The following is a 16336-nucleotide window of genomic DNA, read 5'->3' on the forward strand; positions in this document are numbered from 1 at the left end:
CACCGCTAAGCTCCACCGCGGCGACGACGGCCTGTGGTTTCGATACGCGCGAGCAGGAAGCTGCGGAATGCACCGACGGCACCCGCAGGCGCAGGGCCTGCAGGATACGCCATGGAGAACCGCCGTGCGAGTTTCAGCCCACGTACGCGCGCCAGCTTCAGCGTACCCAACGCAAGCTGATTGCGCACAGCCCATCGCGAGACAAACGTGACGCCTAAACCAGCCTCAACTGCAGAGAGCAGGCCTTCGGTCGAATCCAGTTCCATACTGACGCGCAGATCCTTAGGCTTCACGCCTGCGGCTGTCAGCGCCTGCTCGATCACGCGGCGCGAGCCCGAGCCAAACTCACGCATCAGCAGCGGTTGCTGGGCAAGCATCGCGGGCTCGATCTCGTGATCGGCCCACTCGTGGCCCGCGGGAACGACAAGTTCCATATGGTCGACCATGAAGGGCTCGACGCGGATATCCTTGCGCTGCTCCGGGCCTTCGATCAGCGCAAGATGGATCTGCCGCGCCAGTAGCGCCTCCAGCATCTGACCGGTATTGCCGCTGCGAGCAGTGATGTGAACACGCGGCTGCGTCTTAAGAAATTCGGCGATAAGATTTGGCAGCACGTACTGGCCGATGGTCTGCGAAGCACCAAGCTCCAGCGTGCCAGCGTGATGCCCGTTGGCCTCGGCGACAGCAGCGATGGCTTCGTCACCAATCTCGCGCATCTTTTCAGCGAAGGGCAGCAGGGCCTGGCCTCCGGCAGTGAGCGCAATGCGTCCTCCGCCGCGATCGAAGAGCGGCACGCCGAACTCGTCTTCCAGCGCTTTGATCTGCTGCGTGACGGCAGGCTGTGTGAGCAGCAGCTCTTCGGCAGCGCGGCTAAAGCTGAGATGGCGGGCAACGGAGCGGAAGACGCGCAGGCGGAAGTTTTCAATCATGGTGCGTATGCGAACCCTTCTCGAATGATCCTAAACAAGAGCGCAGCATTCTGTTCGAGAATCTCTTTTCGCGCTCATTCAGACGGCAACTGCAAGCGCAGCTTGCGGCTCAATCAAAGACACAGCACTGTGACCGACGATTAGCGCGGCCGTTTCGCAAGCCTGCTCGCGAATCTCAGGCACGGCGATGGACTCAATCAGCGTTCCCAGCCTTCCCGGGCCAACGCAGTACAGCTTCGTCGAAACGCGGCCACTTTCATCGATCAATGCGCCGGTTGTGTCTATATGGAAGCCGCCACCCATCGGGCCGGGAGTAGCAATGCCCTTCGCGAAGAGGTTGCGGAAGAGCGGCGAGGCGACGCTGCGATAGTTCATGCTGGGGCCAGTACAGTTGATCACACGAGCCGTTGCAAAACTTTCCGTTGCATCATGACCACGCACAGAAACTTCAGCGTGATCTTCGATCATCGCAACTCCCGCGAATGAACCTTCGCGAACCATGAGTGTGCCTGCGGCCAGCTCTGCGTCGATGAAGTCCGCAATCGATGCAGCCATGCGATGCCGCACGACGTCCCAGCGGCGCTGTAGATGACGACGAAAGCGGCGCTGCTCGCTGAGAGGAAGCGCAAGCCAGAGATCGTTGGTGGTGCTGCGCAGGCTGTCGATTGCCGCGCGCCACTCGATGCCGCTGGCAATTGCTCCGCGCAGCGCACGCAGGTACGCAACGCAGGTTGCTGGCGTTCCTGCGGGGATCGCATACGTTGCTGCGGGCGTGTACTCAGCGTGGCGGCTGGGGAAGACACCGTGACGCGAGATAGCCGTAACAACACCGCGATGGCCAAGCTCGCGCAGCCGCTGCAGCACGTCAATGCTGGTGAGACCCGTGCCGACAAGCGTAACGGACGCGTCAGGGTCGAGGTGGTCGAAGGTATCCGGCAGCCACGCGTTGTTGCGATAGACACCTCTGGCGAGAGCCTCCGCCTCAACGCCCGGGAGCATCGGTGGATCGAAGTTGCCGGTCGCCAGCACAACATAGCTGGCCTTCAGCATGCTGCCATCGCTCAGCCTCAACTCCACGCCGTCGGCGATGTCGCTCACATCGGTGACGGATAGCTGTATATGCTCGACAGCACGTACAGCCTGCGCATAGATAGAACGGATATAGCGACCGAAGACGGCTCGTGGAGCAAAGGTGAAGGCCGTCGCATGCGGATCGTAATTTGCGCGCAACCAACGTAAGAAGTGGCCGGGATCGGCGGGCAGCGCGCTGATCTTGCCCGCTGGAACATTGAGCAAATGCCGCAGGCTCGGCGTCGAATATGCAAGCCCCTTGCCGGGATCGGCGCTGGGGTCAATCAGAACAATGCGCAAGGCAACGGCTGCCTCGCGACTCTGCTGGACGAGATGATAAGCCGTCAGCGCGCCCGAGACGCCTCCGCCGATGATGGCGACTGTTTTGTACGCTGCGTCTGCTGTATTCATCGCTTCTTTCTCCTGAAGCGATTAGAGCGCGGAGCGGCGCGCGATGGAATTCGCTAATTCTTATGCGGTATAAGCGCAGCACGCACAGGCGTCTTTGTATTGATTCAGAGCGGTTTGCTAACGTGCTGCCATATCTTCGCCAGGTGATGGTCGTCGTGTTCTGCGACAAAGTAGAGGTGGTCGACCAGGCGCATCGGCGTCTTCATGCGTGGATGCGGAATCGTGCGCCTAAAAGGCTCGTTATCGAGCTGCGCGATGCGGTTGAGCAGTTGGATGCGATGCGTGCGAAAACGGAAGAGGATATCTTCAAGTGCGCTGCCGTTATGGTTGGCTTCATCCGTCTTGCGGTTCTGCAGATCGGTTGGCGTAAGCTGATCGGCTCCGGCGACATAGTCGTTGACGCGCGCGAGCCACAGCGGTTCCAGATCGACAAGGTGGCCAGCATGCTCCTGTGCCGACCATTTGCCCTCTGACTTTTCCGTCAGCACGGTCTGCGGCCGGTTGCGAAGAATCTCATCGAGCCGAGCCGGCGTGCCGCGTAGACGCGCAAGCGTATTCGGCAGAAGCTCGGCAGGAAAGGCAAAGTCAAAACGGCGCTCAAACCAGGCAGATATGTTGCTCATGCAATTTCGATGATAGTGCGATGGAGCCTGGTTCGAAAAGTGAAGCAACTCGTGCGGGCTTTAAAAACACCTGCATCAATGTTTTTCACGCGAAGCCAGAATCCCTTCGCGGGTATAGCCCTCCCACGTCCAGGGTGTCGCCGTGTCGCCGAGGATGCCTTCGAGCAGCGGACGGAATGCCGGCTCTCCGTTGTCGCTGTTGGTGAGAATGATCATGCAGTCGCGGCGTTTGGTGAAGCAGATCATATAGTTCTGCGCGCCGTCGCCGTGGCCTTCCTTGAAGAAGGCCGGACCGAAGGCTGTCTTCGTCAGCAGGCCCCAGCCCAATCCATACGCTAACCCGACAGCTGGGGCTTCGGTGCCCTTCTCTGCATCGAACGTCGGGAACTGATGCAGCGTATCGATCTGGATGACGGGCGTCAGCATCTGCTTGAACGTGTCGGGCTTCAGCAGCGGCGCAAAGACCGGTGTGCCGGTGTCGCTGAGCGGCATGCCTGCCAGGTCACGCGCGATGCGTGTCGCTGTGCCAGTCTTTGGTTTGGCTAACAGAGCGGTGGTGAAGTTGGCGAGATCCTGCGCTGAGGTCGTCATAGAACCCGCAGCGCGTGCGTTGTCTCGTCGTGTGTGCGAAATGAATTTGCCGTCAGCATCGTAGCGATCGGCAACGTTGCCGCCGAAGGCCGCATTCCAAACCAGCGAAGTCTGGCGCATGGCGAGCGGTGTGAAGATGGCCTCCTGCATCAGCGCCTGCAGTGGCTTCTGCATCTTCTGCTCGACTACAAGCTGCAGCAGATTGATACCGTCGCCCGAGTACGCAAACTGTGAGCCCGGCGTGAAGTGCAGATGCATCTTCTTGTCCGTCTCCAGGTAGGCAAAGTTCGCGAGACCTGAAGTATGTGCCAGCAGCATGCGCGGCGTTATCTGCGCGTAGCGCGGATCGCGCACCAGCTCCGATGCCGTGTCGTGATAGTCGGCGTAGCTGTCGAGCGGCTTGGGCAACAGCTGCGCAACCGGCGTGTCGAGCGGAATCACGCCCTGCTCTGATAGCTGCATCACATAGGTGGCGAAGACGCTCTTCGTGATCGAAGCGGCCCACGTCGTCGTGTCGGGCTGCATGGCGAGATGAAGCTGCATATCGCGGACGCCATACGCGCCGATCCACGCAAGCTGTCCGTCGTTGATGACGGCAATCTCTGCGCCTGCGACATGATTTTCGGCCAGTACGCGCCGTGCGAGCGCGTCGGCTTCAGCGACGGTAATCTTTTTGCCATCAAGACGGCGGATCGTCGGCAGCGTGGGGCCGGCGGCATGAAGTCCGGCAGTGACAAGCAGAAGGAAAGTAGCAGTGATGAGTCGCATAGCTCTGATGGCAAGCATACCGGTTCGGCATGAATGCCGGTATCCATGCCGGTATCATAGGCTACCGCAACGCTACAAATACCAGGGAATATTGATCACGGTGATGCGTTGATTGCCGCGCACCAGCAACATCAGCTTCAATACCTGCGCGCGCTGGTTGTGCATCGGTGTCTGGTACCAATGCTTGACGATCAGCTCCGGCACGAGCACGGCGATCTGGCGGTCGGGATGCTTTCGCTCCACTTCGAGGATGTAGTCAACCAGCGGCGACAGCACAAAGCGATACGGCGAGTTGAGGAAGATCAGCTCCGGCACGATGCGTCCCGAGGCACTCACCGGCGCAACGACGTTGCGCTGCCACATCTCCTTGACGACGTCGGAGCACTCTTCGGCATCGACGTGCACGGCTTGCACGTGATCGCTGATCTTGAGTGCGAAGCGGAGGCCTTTTTCCGTGATGCGGGTCCAGCGGTCGAGGGGCACGATGACCAGCGGTGCAGCCATATTGTCGAGGCAGAGCGGATGGTCGACGGCGATCTCCTGGTCCACACTCTGGTAGTGGCGCTTCACCGACTTCATGAGGACGATCAGCAGCAGCACCATCAGCGCCGTCACCCATGCGCCTTCTCGGAGCTTCGCTACGAGCACCACGAGCAGCGTGATGCCTGTGGCCAGCGCACCAACGCCGTTGATGACCATGCGTGCGTGCGTTCCTTTACCGGGCGCACGCTTCCAGTGCATAACCATGCCTGCCTGCGAGAGCGTGAAGGCGAGGAAGGCGCCGATGGCGAAGAGTGGAATCAGGCGGTCGGTGATGCCGCCGAACATGATCAGCAGCAGCGCGGTGAATCCTACCAGCGCGTAGATGCCGTGCGAGTAGAGCAGACGGCGTCCGCGAACGATAAAGACGTGCGGTAGATAGTCGTGCAGCGCGATGGCACGCGTCAGGCGGGGGAAATCGGCAAATGATGTGTTTGCCGAGAGCGCGAGCACACTGAGAATCGATCCCATGGAGACGTAGTAGAACCAGCCGCGTCCCATGACGGCGGCGATCAGCTGGGAGAGCACGCTCTCGTAGCCTGCGCCGCTTGGGTCTGTTGCACCGATGGAGTAAGCGCGGCAGAGCAGCGCGATTCCGGCGAGGAAGATCATCAGCAACAGGATGATGATAGTCAGTGTGCGTTTGGCGTTTTTCTGCGTCGGATCGCGGAAGGCCATTACGCCGTTGCTGACGGCTTCAACGCCGGTGAGCGCGGTGCAGCCGCTGGCGAAGACCTTCAACAGCAGCCACAGCGAAACCGTCGCTGTCGCCATCGGCAGGTGCGGAGGCATGGTGACAGGCGCTGGATGCCCGTTGGCGGCGAATGCTCGTACGGCGCCGACGCCGAGCACCAGCAGCAGCGTGCCGAGAAAGAGGTATGTCGGCACGAGGAAAGCTGTGCCGGTGTCTTTGACGCCGCGCATGTTGATCAGAGTGAGGATGGCGAGGATAACAAGGCAGAGCAGCAGACGGTGCGACTCGAACCTGGGGAACGCGGAGACGAGCGCGCCTACGCCCGCCGAGATGCCGACGGCGGAGTTGAGGATGTAGTCGATCAGCAGGGCGGCAGCGGCGAGCAGACCGGCGTTCTCGCCCAGGTTTTCGGACGCGACCGTGTAGCTGCCTCCGCCGTGCGGGTAGGCGTCGATCGTCTGGCAGTAGGAGAAGTAGACAATGACCAGCAGGCCGATGATGGCGAGGCTGATGGGAACGATATACGGAAGTCCCAGCAGGCCGAGCGGGATCAGCAGGGTCAGCGCGGCTTCAGGGCCATATGCAGCCGAGCTGAGGGCGTCGAGACCGAAGACGGGGATTCCGCTGACAGGGCCAATATGTTCGGCGCGCTCTTCGCTTGTTGCCAGAGGCTTACCAAGTACAACGTCAAACCAGGACATGCAGTCTTCAGGCGCGGAAGATCGCCTGCTCCTCGTCGAAGACGATAACTGTTTGGGTGTAAGAAAACTATAAGATTTCCTGATTTTTCAAGAGCAATTGCGTTTGGAAGGACGATGTAACGCTGCTGCAACATGGCTCGTCTCTGCTAATCTTCGTTCGCGTACTGACATTTTGAGATAAGAGAGAACCTTTATGCCCTGTGACCCTGAAGAGTTGAAACATGTTCCTTTATTTGAGTTGCTGGACCAGGAAGAGCTTGCGGTGCTGGCGGCGCAGGTTGAGATCAGACGATTTGCCGCGCGGCAGCGCATCTTCAGGATCGGCGAGGCGGGCAACCGCGCGTACATTCTGATGTCGGGCAAGGTGCGCGTGACGACCGTCGATGAAGACCAGCAGGAGGTGCTGATCGAGGAGCCGGCGCATGGCGGCTTCTTCGGTTTTGCGTCGATGCTCGACGAGACGCCGCACCAATCGAACGCGATGGCGATGGAGGAGACGGTGTGTGTGGAGCTGGATCGTCACGATATCGCCGAGCTGTTGAAGCGGAAGCCGATGGCCGGGCTCGACATGCTGACGATGCTGGGCAGGCAGTTCCATGCCTCGCAGCGGCTGATTCAGCTACGCGCCAGCCGCAACCCAAACCAGGTGATCGAAGATGAGACGACGTTCGGCGACCACATCGCCGATGCGGTGGCACATTTTGGCGGCTCGTGGAACTTCATCATCTCGTTCCTCGTGGTGCTGGTGGTCTACACCTGCGTCAACATCTTCGCGAAGGGCCATATCTGGGACCCCTATCCGTTTATCCTGCTGAATCTGTTTCTGTCGATGCTGGCGGCGATTCAGGCTCCGGTGATCATGATGAGCCAGAACCGGCAGGACACGAAGGACCGCTTGCGCAGCGAGCTGGACTTCGACGTGAACCGCCGGGCCGAGGCTGAGATTCAGGCGCTGAGCGCGAAGCTGAACCTGATTGTGGACAAGATCGGCGATGTGGAGGATATGTTGCGGCCCCAAGCCCCCCTCCCCCCGGGTTAGTTTTGTGCAAAATATTCATTCTATTTGACTTAGATCGATAGATTGAAGCTAAAATATTGATTTGATGTAAGTTACGTATCAAAATATTGATTTATAAAGAGTTAGCCCCGGTCCTTTTGGACCGGGGCTTTTTTGTTTGCTGATTTAAGTGTATCGAAATGAGGGAAATTAATCGGCAGATTTTTGTGGGTTTATTTGCTTTGGAATGAGGGAGTTGTGATTTTGGGGGGCTTGACAAGGTTTTCGCTCAAGCTGGCTGGGGGTCGTTTCGCCTTTCGGCTTCACTCCGGCCTTCGGCAGAGCGGTGCCGCTTCGCGGCGGCTGGATGGAGAGGGCCAAGCCTAAAGGCTTGGCGTACCTAGAGGCGGTTCGTGTTGCTGGCGGATGGCTCGCAAACGTGTGTCGGGACGGAAGAGGCATCGAGGCTTTGTCACGAGCGTCCGGGATAGAGACGTTGAAGCGCCTCGGTGGCCAGCTTGCGGGTGAGGTCGGCGGCGGGCATGGTGTGGGCGAGTTTTGCCGCCTGGCCAGCCCAGAGCTGCATGTAATCGAACGAACCGCCCTTCTCGGACGCAGCGCGCAGGGGTGCGACCAGCGTAGCGGCGTAGGGAAAAGGAAGCGCGGCATCGGACATGGGTCCAGCCTCGGCGAGGTAATGATTGAGGATGCCCCTGGCGGGACGTCCGCTGAATAGGTTTGTGATGACGGTGCCGGTGTCGGCCGCCTGTTGGAGCGCGTGGCGGTAGAGCGGAGAGATCTTTGCTTCGGGGCAGAAGAGATAGGCCGTGCCGATCTGCACGCCGGAGGCTCCAAGCGCGAGAGCGGCCACGATACCGCGCGCATCGGCGATACCTCCGGCCGCAATGACAGGGATAGAAACCGCGTCGACAACCTGAGGCAACAGGGCGAAGAGACCTACCTGTGTGGCGACGCTGGTTTCGAGAAACATGGCGCGGTGGCCGCCGGCCTCGAAGCCTTGCACGATGACGGCATCGCATCCGTGCTGCTCGAGCCAGAGGGCTTCTTTGACGCTGGTGGCAGACGCCAGGATTTTGATTCCGCGCTTCCTGAGCCGCTCCATCAGGCCGGAGGAGGGAAGTCCGAAGTGGAAACTGACGACCGTGGGGGCAATCTCTTCGACGACGGCGCACGTCTCGTCGTCGAACGGCAGGCGGAGGCGGCTTTCGGGTACGGCGTCGATGTCGAGCCCGAGGCGCTGGTAGTGCGATCGCAGGAAATTCTTCCATCGCTCGTGCGCGGAGGAATCGGGAGATTCCATGGTGTGGCAGAAGAAGTTGAGATTGAAGGGACGCTGCGTGTCGTGCCGGAGGGCGAGAGCCGCTTTGCGAATTTCATCGGCAGGGAGCAGCGCGCAGGCTAAGGACCCGAGTGCTCCGGTGGAGGATACGCTGCGTGCGAGCGCGATGGAATCGGCTGCGGCCATCGGCGCCTGAATGATGGGAATGTCGAGCTGCAGCAGATCCAGCAGACGTCGATTCGGCCACGCTTGCATAGGAGCATTATCGGGCATTCGTGGGTGGCTTCAGAAAGCGCGGAAACCAAAGTGACTGGTTGAAGAAACTATGGATTCGGCGAGGAGAGCAGGAGAAGACGCTACAATCGAGCGCAACGCTGGAGGACGATGGGCACGCGTTTCTGGTTTCGCTGGAAGACTGATGTTTTTGCCGTCATGCTTTGGTCCGCGCTGGGAGGGGTTGGGATAGCCCACGCGGCGGTGACGCATGAGGCATGCTGGGCGCTGCGGGGGCTGCGTCTGCAGGACACAACGATTGAGATGGCGGGCGTGGTGGATGAAGGCAGCTTTGCACCGCGCGCAATCCACAATCTGCCTGCGTTTTGCCGCGTGGTGGCGGTGGCGAAGCCTGCGGTGCGCTTTGAAGTGTGGCTGCCGTTCGAGAAGTGGACCGGGCGGTTTGAAGTTGTGGGCAATGGCGGCATGGCCGGGGACATCAACTATAGCGCGATGGGAAGTGCGCTGCGGCGGGGCAATGCGGTGGCGAGCACGGACACGGGGCACACGAACAAGCCCGGCGAGGGGTTCGATGCGAGCTGGTCGCTGGACAGGCCCGATCTGGTGGAAGACTTTGGGCATCGTGCTCTGCATGTAACGACGGTACTGGGCAAGCGCGTGGTGGCGGCGCTGTATGGCAAGGCGGCGGAGTATGCATACTATGTCGGCTGCTCGAAGGGCGGCGGGCAGGGGCTGATGGAGGCCGAGCGGTATCCGGCGGATTTCGACGGGATTGTGGCAGGCGACCCGGCGTACAACTGGACGAATTTATATGCAGGGGCGCATTTGTACTACTCGCAGGTGCTGCTGAAGGATGCGGAGAGCTATATTCAGCCGGCGAAGGTGAGGCTGCTGGCAGATGCGGTGAACAAGCAGTGCGATTCGAAGGACGGGCTTTCGGATGGGCTTGTGGAGAATCCGCTGGCGTGCAAGGTGGACCTGAGCGTTCTGGCGTGCGCGGCGGGGCAGGATACGGGGACGTGCTTTACGCCGAAACAGATCGAGTCGGTGAAGAAGATCTGGGAGGGCGCGAAGGATAGTTATGGACGGCAGATCTTTCCGGGGCTGCTGCCGGGTGGTGAGGCGGGCGCGGGAGGATGGGCGTCGTGGGTGACGGGCGTGGCTCCGAGGCAGGGAACGCACTGGAAGGCGGCGGACAGCTTCTTTCGCTACATGGTGATGGGCGATGAGAAGTATGACGCGCTGAGCTTCGATTATGACCGTGAGCATGACAGGAAGCTGCTGGAGCGGCTGGCTCCGGCGCTGAATGCGGATAATGCCGATCTGCGTCCGTTTATGCGGCAGGGAGGGAAGCTGATTTTGTATCACGGGCTGAGCGATCCGGATATTTCGGCGGTGAATACGATTAACTTCTACCAGCGGATGGAGGATAAGTCGGGTCCGCAGACGCGGAGCTTTGCGCGGCTGTTTCTGGCGCCGGGGATGCAACATTGCAGCGGCGGGCCGGGGCCGGACCAGTTCGATGCGGTGTCGGCGGTGGAGCGCTGGGTGGAGGAGGGGCAGGCTCCGGACAGGATTGTGGCTTCGCACCTGACGCATGGCGCGGTGGACAGGTCGCGGCCGCTGTGTCCTTACCCGCAGATGGCGGAGTATAAGGGCTCGGGCGATACGAATGATGCTACGAATTTTGTTTGCCGGGTGCCGGGGGCGAAGAAGTAGGAGGCGGCGATCCGCGTTTCCAGCCGGATCGTCTGCATCCGCTACAGTCCTGTGCCACGGCTGGCTACGAGCGTCTTTGCACGATCGATGAATATGCTGAGCGGTACGGAGCCCTCATCGCCCTTGCCGCGCGTGCGCACGCTGACGGCTTCGCTGGCTGCTTCCTTGTCGCCCATGACGAGGACGAAGGGAACCTTCTGCATGGCGAAGTCGCGAATCTTTGCCTTCATCGGATCGTTGCGCTCGTCGAGCTCGACGCGCAGGCCTGCGGCTTCAAGCTTTGCCTTGACCGTGCGCGCGTAATCGAGATGCTTGTCCGACGAGATGGGCACCAGGCCGATTTGCACCGGAGCGAGCCACATGGGGAATGCGCCGGCGTAGTGCTCGATGAGCACACCGAAGAAGCGCTCCACCGAACCGAACAGAGCGCGATGCACCATGACGGGGCGGTGTTTTTCGCCGTCCTCGCCGGTGTACTCGAGCTCGAAGCGCTCGGGAAGGTTCCAGTCGAACTGAACGGTTGAGAGCTGCCAGAGGCGGCCCAGCACGTCGACGAGCTTGATGTCGATCTTGGGGCCATAGAAGGCGGCTTCGCCGGGGATGACCTTATACGGAATGTTCTTGCGCTCCAGCACGCGGGTGAGCGAGCTGTTGGCGCGGTCCCACTGCTCGGCGCCGCCGATGAATGCAGGGTCCTTCGGGTCCCAGGTGGAAAGCTCAACCTTGAACTCCGCAAACCCAAACGCCTTCAGCACCTCGTCGGCGAACTCCACGCAGGCTGCAATCTCGTCTTCGATCTGCTCCGGGGTGCAGAAGATGTGCGCGTCGTCCTGCGTGAAGCCGCGGACACGGAGGAGGCCGTGCATCGTGCCGCTGCGCTCGTAGCGATAGACGTTGCCCAGCTCTGCGTAGCGCTGCGGTAGATCGCGATAACTCTTCGGCGAATTTTTGTAGATGAGGATGTGGCCGGGGCAGTTCATCGGCTTGAGCCGGTACTCGGCGTCGTCGAGTTCCATCGGCGGATACATGTTCTGCGCGTAGTTGGCCTCGTGGCCGGAGATCTTCCAGAGCTCGCGCCGCATGATGTGCGGGGTGAAGACCATTTCGTAACCGCGACGGATACATTCATCGCGCATCCAGTCTTCCATCGTCTTGCGGATGAGCCCACCCTTCGGATGCCAGAAGATCAGACCGGCGCCGGCGACCTCCTGAATGGAGAACAGGTCGAGCTGCTTGCCGAGCACGCGATGATCGCGCGCCTTGATCTCCTCGAGGCGCTTGAAGTGGGCCTCCATGTCCTTCGCATTGAAGAAGGCGGTGCCGTAGACACGCTGCAGTTGCTGGTTCTTTTCGTCGCCGAGCCAGTACGCGCCTGCAACGCTTGTTACCTTGAACGCCTTGACGCGACCTGTGGAAGGCACATGCGGGCCGCGACAGAAGTCGGCGAAGTTGCCGTTTTTATAGAGCGAGATTTCGTCGCCGGGCCTGGTAAAGCGCTCGATGAAGTGCACCTTCATGAACTCGCCCTGCGCGGAGTAGTCGGTGAGGCCCTTCTCGCGCGATTCGTGCTCGCGTACGAACTTCTCGTCGCGCGCGACGACTTCTGCCATGCGGGCTTCGATCGCAGCCAGGTCGGCTTCGGAAAATGGAGTCTCGCGATAGACGTCGTAGAAGAAGCCTGAATCGGTTGCGGGACCGTGGCCGAGCTTCGTTTCGGGGAACAGCTCGAGGATGGCCGTCGCCATGACGTGCGCGGCGGAGTGGCGCACTACTTTCAGTGCTGCCGCGTCGGTTTCCTTGAGCAGCTCCAGCGCAACATCCTCATTCAATGGGGCTGAGAGGTCCACCAGGCGCTCCCCCGTCTCTGCAGACGAGGAGTACATGCCTGCCTCGGACTGGGTCTCCGTTGCCTCGTCTTCGGCCGTTTCGCCTGCAGGGGCAGGCACGGCCAGCGGACGAATCCGCGCGACGACGACCGCTGCCGCCAGGCGCGGCGAGATGCTCATCGCAATGTCATACGGAGTGGTACCGCGAGCGACCTCGCGCACCGACCCATCGGGAAGCTGGACCTTCATCATCTGTTCACTCATAACGCGTATCTCTAAAGCATATTTGCTTTGCGGCTCGCGTACCAACTCCCCCGGGGTCTCGCAGCATCTATCATTGGTAGAGTGATGTTCTAAAACAAGGGCCAGATTCGAAAGGGCTCACCGCATCAACTAACCCTGACGTTCTTTTAAGGAGACCCTCCCATGCAAGTGCTTTGCACACCTTCCGATGCAACCGCCGATGTCCAGTGCCCGGTATGCCACCAGGGCTTTCGCCTGTTCTGGGAGCGCCGCGATCTGGCCGACCAGCAGGCTACGCTCCCCAAGATTCTGAATGAGCTGCGCGAACAGCATGAAGATCTTGCCGCCGATGCTGCGCCGCATCCCGCTGCACCCTTCAACATCCCCAGCTGGGCCGGCCAACCGCAGTTTTCGGGCGCCGCGCTGCTGGGCGGAGCGTACTAGCCAACTAGCCAAGCCGTTTCGCGAATGCCAGCATCCGCGTCCGGATGGTCGTGGTCTTTGCATTTCTGCATTCCATGATGACAAACTGCGTGGTCCGGCCACGCGGATTCGGCGTTAACCGGTGCATGCCTGCGCATAGGCCCGGACCATCACAACCAGCTCGTGACGCATCGCCTGCATCGTTCTGGGCGATACCCGTCCGGACTCGATCATCCTGCGGCTCACGCCGGCCATTGCCCCGATCAGCGTGGAAGCGATGATCTGCGCATCTACGCGGAGGGGCTCGGGCGCGGTGGCCAGCATGGCGGCAATCGAACGTATGCCACGCTCGCCGTACTCGCGCACGACCTGCATGGCGCCGAGATCGTCGCTCACAAAGTACAGCGCACGGCTCGTCTCCGCGCACTGCATCTTGGCCTCAAGAAAGGCTGTCACCAGCCGATCTGTCATCTCTACCAGGGGGAGGCCCCTGATTTTGTCGCAGGCGCTGATCGTTGTGCCGTAGACAAAGTCCAGATGCGCCTTCAAGACTGCCTGCAGCAGCGAACTTTTGTTGGGAAAGTACTGATACAGCGTGCCTACGGAGACTCCGGCGCGGTGGGCGACTTTGGTGGTCGTCAGGTGCTCTTTACCGACTGCGAGCAAAACCTGAATAGTGGCCTCGCGAATGGCCTCTACGCTGGCGGCAGACCGCGCCTGCACAGGCGATTTACGCGGTTCCAACTGCGGCTTTGTGCTCTTGGCCAAATGCGAACTCCTAACCTGAAGCTTCTTTCATCTAAACACGCATGAGCAAGCAGACGAACTCCGCACCTGCAGCAAACGCCGGTGGAACCTTTACCTTTCCCGGCACGTCCTTCACCGTCAACCGCATGGGCTATGGAGCGATGCAGCTTGCGGGACCGCATGTGTTCGGTCCTCCGCGTGACCGCAAGGAAGCCCTAGCTGTGCTGCGCGAGGCCATCGACAGCGGCGTGAACCATATCGATACGAGCGACTTCTACGGTCCGCATGTCACGAACCAGGTTATCCGGGAGGCGCTGCACCCGTATGGAGAGGGGCTTTTGCTTGTCACCAAGGTTGGTGCCCGACGCGGCAGCGATGGCTCGTGGATCCTCGACTCGTCGCGCCAATGCCTTGTCGACAGCGTGCATGACAATCTGCGCAACCTGGGGCTGGAGCGGCTTGATGTCGTGAACCTGCGTGTCGGCGGAGTTGCAGCCCCCACGGAAGGCTCGATTGAAGAGCCCTTTACGGTGCTGGCCGAGCTGCAGCAGCAGGGACTGATCCGGCATCTCGGCCTTTCGAACATTACTGCGGCACAGCTTGCCGAGGCGCAGAAGATCGCACCGGTCGTGGGTGCGCAGAACTTCTACAACGTGGCGCATCGCCAGGACGACAGCCTGATCGACGCGCTCAACACGCAGGGGATCGCCTATATCCCGTTCTTCCCGTTGGGAGGCTTTTCGCCGCTGCAGTCGTCCACGCTGGATTCAGTCGCTGCCGCTGCTGGAGCGACCCCCATGCAGATTGCGCTGGCGTGGCTGCTGCACCGCTCGCCGAACATCCTTCTGATTCCGGGGACTTCGTCGCGTGGCCATCTGCGCGAGAACATTGCCGCTGCCGCGCTAGCACTGTCGCCGGAGACGCTGGCGACACTCGATACCATCGCTGCGTCGCACCCGAGCAATGTCCATTGATTTGGATAGAGGACGCTTATCCCCCTTAGTTGTATTTTCACCGTATGTCGCACTCTGTAGGTTAGAAGCTGCTAATTCAATGGAAAGCAGAGCAATCTACCCATGCAGGTTCTACTGAAACGCTCGCAGGCTAAACGAGATATCGAATGCGCTGTATGCGGGCAGGGCTTCCGCCTTTACTGGGAACGCACCTCGCCTGAGGAGCGCGAGACCATGCAGGCTATCATCCGCGGCGAACTGATTCGTCATCACGACAATCGCGGCAGCGGCAACGAGGCACACCCCGAGGCCCCTTTCAATCTGCCGGAGTGGTCGGGCGAGCACCAGTTTTCGGGTGCAGCGCTGCTGGGCGGGTACTCCGGCCTGCACCGCGTTGCGCCTGCTTCGCGCAAATAATCGCTGAAGCGATCTCACTGTCCCGGAAACGTACCGTCCTGAGGCTGTGGTCTGTGAAGCGGGCCATGCAGTCGAAGGGTGCGTTTGTCTACGCAGAGGCTTGGGGACTTCTCCCCGATTAAAAGAAAGAGGACCGCATCCTTTTAGCCCTGGTGCGGTCCTTTGAGTGCGCTCATTCTATTGAGTGTTGCAGTACAACGTCGTTGTGCGAATCAGGCGAGCTTTTCAGCCGCCTGAATCGCCGCAGCACGTTCGCGCTGCGCATGTCGTTTTAACCAGACATTCGCCCGCCAGCGGCCGACAAACGGCGCGATAGCAATCAGGACGAACGGAATAACCAAGGCAATCTGTGTAGCATTGACGTTCATAAAATGCTGCTCTCCTCTCCCCGAACCGCTTGCTGCTCTGCTACGACCCGGGATACGCGAGGGTTTGCGGCTTCGTTGTTCCGCTCGCCCAGTAGTGACTTCAATGCACTCACTATGGCGCGCGGAATCGCACTCGATAATCCCCCCTTGGTGGCACAGCCTGGGGGCCGGTTCGGCACCCCGAATGCCCTCCATCAATCCCCCATAAAACCCGAAGAAAACGGTAGATGCAGACCCGCTTAAAAAACCGTTCGGGAATAGGCGCATCCCCCATTCGTTGCAGAAGCGCGGCGGTTGCGTCTAAAGAATCGATGGCATCGACCACCGTCTCCAGAATCGTCCGCGCCAGCCGTTCAGCGATCTATACCGTCTGCCTTGACCCGGCGGCACTCGCGCGATGGCGTGTGCCGGACAACATGACGGCCGAGGTCCATGAGTTCCACCCGCACGTGGGCGGCACCTACCGCATGTCACTCACGTACATTGACCCCAGCCAATCACCCGGCGGCAAGACGAACAGCTCTACCGACACCTTCACCGGTCGCTTTGTCGAACTGGTACCCGACCGGAGAATTGTCGAGCAGGTCGAGTTCGTGTCATCTGACCCGCGGTTCGCCGGCCAGATGACCACCACCACCAGCCTCGACGACGATCCCGAGGGAACCCGGGTGACCATCCTCTGCGAAGGCATTCCGTCCGGCATCCGCCCCGAGGACAATGAGCTGGGCTGCACTCTGGCGCTGCGCAACCTGGCCAGGCTGGTCGAGCGGTAGCGCGGACC

The 16336-nt window shown here is 60.5% G+C and carries 15 protein-coding genes; 6 read left to right on the top strand and 9 right to left on the bottom strand.

Features of this window, described 5'->3' with window-relative positions:
• Nucleotides 1-5: 5 nt before the first annotated feature.
• From KFE13_RS10315 to KFE13_RS10335, 5 genes are all read right to left on the bottom strand, one after another.
• Nucleotides 6-929: a LysR family transcriptional regulator gene (locus KFE13_RS10315; RefSeq protein WP_260703031.1), complete on the bottom strand. Its 924-nt coding sequence runs from the start codon at nt 927-929 to the stop codon at nt 6-8.
• 78 nt (nt 930-1007) lie between these two features.
• Nucleotides 1008-2411, bottom strand: a complete 1404-nt coding sequence (locus tag KFE13_RS10320) for an FAD/NAD(P)-binding protein (protein WP_260703032.1) — start codon at nt 2409-2411, stop codon at nt 1008-1010.
• A gap of 104 nt (nt 2412-2515) precedes the next feature.
• Complete coding sequence (locus tag KFE13_RS10325; RefSeq protein ID WP_260703033.1) at nt 2516-3034, bottom strand: DinB family protein; 519 nt, start codon at nt 3032-3034, stop codon at nt 2516-2518.
• 75 nt (nt 3035-3109) lie between these two features.
• Nucleotides 3110-4393 carry a serine hydrolase domain-containing protein gene (locus tag KFE13_RS10330; protein ID WP_260703034.1) on the bottom strand — a complete coding sequence of 428 codons (1284 nt, stop codon included), beginning with the start codon at nt 4391-4393 and terminating at the stop codon, nt 3110-3112.
• 72 nt (nt 4394-4465) lie between these two features.
• The gene (locus tag KFE13_RS10335) at nt 4466-6328 is read right to left on the bottom strand and encodes an APC family permease (RefSeq protein WP_260703035.1); all 1863 of its coding nucleotides are present in this window, start codon (nt 6326-6328) and stop codon (nt 4466-4468) included.
• A 193-nt stretch (nt 6329-6521) separates the two neighbouring features.
• On the opposite strand from KFE13_RS10335, the gene KFE13_RS10340 reads away from it, so the two are divergent.
• Nucleotides 6522-7367, top strand: a complete 846-nt coding sequence (locus KFE13_RS10340) for a DUF1003 domain-containing protein (RefSeq protein ID WP_260703036.1) — start codon at nt 6522-6524, stop codon at nt 7365-7367.
• 430 nt (nt 7368-7797) lie between these two features.
• Here the strand turns inward: KFE13_RS10340 and KFE13_RS10345 are convergent, their stop codons facing one another.
• A complete protein-coding gene (locus KFE13_RS10345; protein WP_260703037.1) occupies nt 7798-8898 on the bottom strand; it encodes an NAD(P)H-dependent flavin oxidoreductase in 1101 nt (366 codons plus the stop codon).
• 111 nt (nt 8899-9009) lie between these two features.
• Between KFE13_RS10345 and KFE13_RS10350 the strand changes: the two genes are divergently transcribed.
• Nucleotides 9010-10578 carry a tannase/feruloyl esterase family alpha/beta hydrolase gene (locus tag KFE13_RS10350; RefSeq protein WP_260703038.1) on the top strand — a complete coding sequence of 523 codons (1569 nt, stop codon included), beginning with the start codon at nt 9010-9012 and terminating at the stop codon, nt 10576-10578.
• A 41-nt stretch (nt 10579-10619) separates the two neighbouring features.
• Here KFE13_RS10350 and thrS read toward each other — a convergent pair whose 3' ends face one another.
• Nucleotides 10620-12668 (bottom strand): threonine--tRNA ligase, encoded by a 2049-nt coding sequence (gene thrS, locus KFE13_RS10355; RefSeq protein WP_260703039.1) that lies wholly within the window; start codon nt 12666-12668, stop codon nt 10620-10622.
• A gap of 162 nt (nt 12669-12830) precedes the next feature.
• Here thrS and KFE13_RS10360 point away from each other — a divergent pair, with 162 nt between their 5' ends.
• Nucleotides 12831-13091 (top strand): hypothetical protein, encoded by a 261-nt coding sequence (locus KFE13_RS10360; protein WP_260703040.1) that lies wholly within the window; start codon nt 12831-12833, stop codon nt 13089-13091.
• A 114-nt stretch (nt 13092-13205) separates the two neighbouring features.
• Here KFE13_RS10360 and KFE13_RS10365 read toward each other — a convergent pair whose 3' ends face one another.
• Nucleotides 13206-13838, bottom strand: coding sequence for a TetR/AcrR family transcriptional regulator (locus KFE13_RS10365; protein WP_260703041.1), 633 nt, complete (start codon nt 13836-13838; stop codon nt 13206-13208).
• Between the two features lie 41 nt (nt 13839-13879).
• On the opposite strand from KFE13_RS10365, the gene KFE13_RS10370 reads away from it, so the two are divergent.
• Complete coding sequence (locus KFE13_RS10370) at nt 13880-14791, top strand: aldo/keto reductase family oxidoreductase (RefSeq protein ID WP_260703042.1); 912 nt, start codon at nt 13880-13882, stop codon at nt 14789-14791.
• A 102-nt stretch (nt 14792-14893) separates the two neighbouring features.
• Complete coding sequence (locus tag KFE13_RS10375; protein ID WP_260703043.1) at nt 14894-15187, top strand: hypothetical protein; 294 nt, start codon at nt 14894-14896, stop codon at nt 15185-15187.
• Nucleotides 15188-15399: 212 nt separating this feature from the next.
• On the opposite strand, the gene KFE13_RS10380 is transcribed toward KFE13_RS10375, so the two are convergent.
• On the bottom strand, nt 15400-15555 hold the full coding sequence (locus tag KFE13_RS10380; RefSeq protein WP_260703044.1) for a hypothetical protein: 156 nt from the start codon (nt 15553-15555) through the stop codon (nt 15400-15402).
• Nucleotides 15556-15866: 311 nt separating this feature from the next.
• Between KFE13_RS10380 and KFE13_RS10385 the strand changes: the two genes are divergently transcribed.
• Nucleotides 15867-16328, top strand: coding sequence for an SRPBCC domain-containing protein (locus tag KFE13_RS10385; protein WP_260703045.1), 462 nt, complete (start codon nt 15867-15869; stop codon nt 16326-16328).
• The last annotated feature ends 8 nt before the right edge of the window (nt 16329-16336 follow it).

The sequence above is a fragment of the Edaphobacter flagellatus genome (genome assembly GCF_025264665.1).
GTDB lineage: Bacteria > Acidobacteriota > Terriglobia > Terriglobales > Acidobacteriaceae > Edaphobacter > Edaphobacter flagellatus.

Bases quoted from the DNA above. Each gene is read 5' to 3' on its own strand.
- KFE13_RS10315 (WP_260703031.1), bottom strand. From the start codon at position 929: ATGATTGAAAACTTCCGCCTGCGCGTCTTCCGCTCCGTTGCCCGCCAT.
- KFE13_RS10320 (WP_260703032.1), bottom strand. From the start codon at position 2,411: ATGAATACAGCAGACGCAGCGTACAAAACAGTCGCCATCATCGGCGGA.
- KFE13_RS10325 (WP_260703033.1), bottom strand. From the start codon at position 3,034: ATGAGCAACATATCTGCCTGGTTTGAGCGCCGTTTTGACTTTGCCTTT.
- KFE13_RS10330 (WP_260703034.1), bottom strand. From the start codon at position 4,393: ATGCGACTCATCACTGCTACTTTCCTTCTGCTTGTCACTGCCGGACTT.
- KFE13_RS10335 (WP_260703035.1), bottom strand. From the start codon at position 6,328: ATGTCCTGGTTTGACGTTGTACTTGGTAAGCCTCTGGCAACAAGCGAA.
- KFE13_RS10340 (WP_260703036.1), top strand. From the start codon at position 6,522: ATGCCCTGTGACCCTGAAGAGTTGAAACATGTTCCTTTATTTGAGTTG.
- KFE13_RS10345 (WP_260703037.1), bottom strand. From the start codon at position 8,898: ATGCCCGATAATGCTCCTATGCAAGCGTGGCCGAATCGACGTCTGCTG.
- KFE13_RS10350 (WP_260703038.1), top strand. From the start codon at position 9,010: ATGGGCACGCGTTTCTGGTTTCGCTGGAAGACTGATGTTTTTGCCGTC.
- thrS (WP_260703039.1), bottom strand. From the start codon at position 12,668: ATGAGTGAACAGATGATGAAGGTCCAGCTTCCCGATGGGTCGGTGCGC.
- KFE13_RS10360 (WP_260703040.1), top strand. From the start codon at position 12,831: ATGCAAGTGCTTTGCACACCTTCCGATGCAACCGCCGATGTCCAGTGC.
- KFE13_RS10370 (WP_260703042.1), top strand. From the start codon at position 13,880: ATGAGCAAGCAGACGAACTCCGCACCTGCAGCAAACGCCGGTGGAACC.
- KFE13_RS10375 (WP_260703043.1), top strand. From the start codon at position 14,894: ATGCAGGTTCTACTGAAACGCTCGCAGGCTAAACGAGATATCGAATGC.
- KFE13_RS10380 (WP_260703044.1), bottom strand. From the start codon at position 15,555: ATGAACGTCAATGCTACACAGATTGCCTTGGTTATTCCGTTCGTCCTG.
- KFE13_RS10385 (WP_260703045.1), top strand. From the start codon at position 15,867: ATGGCATCGACCACCGTCTCCAGAATCGTCCGCGCCAGCCGTTCAGCG.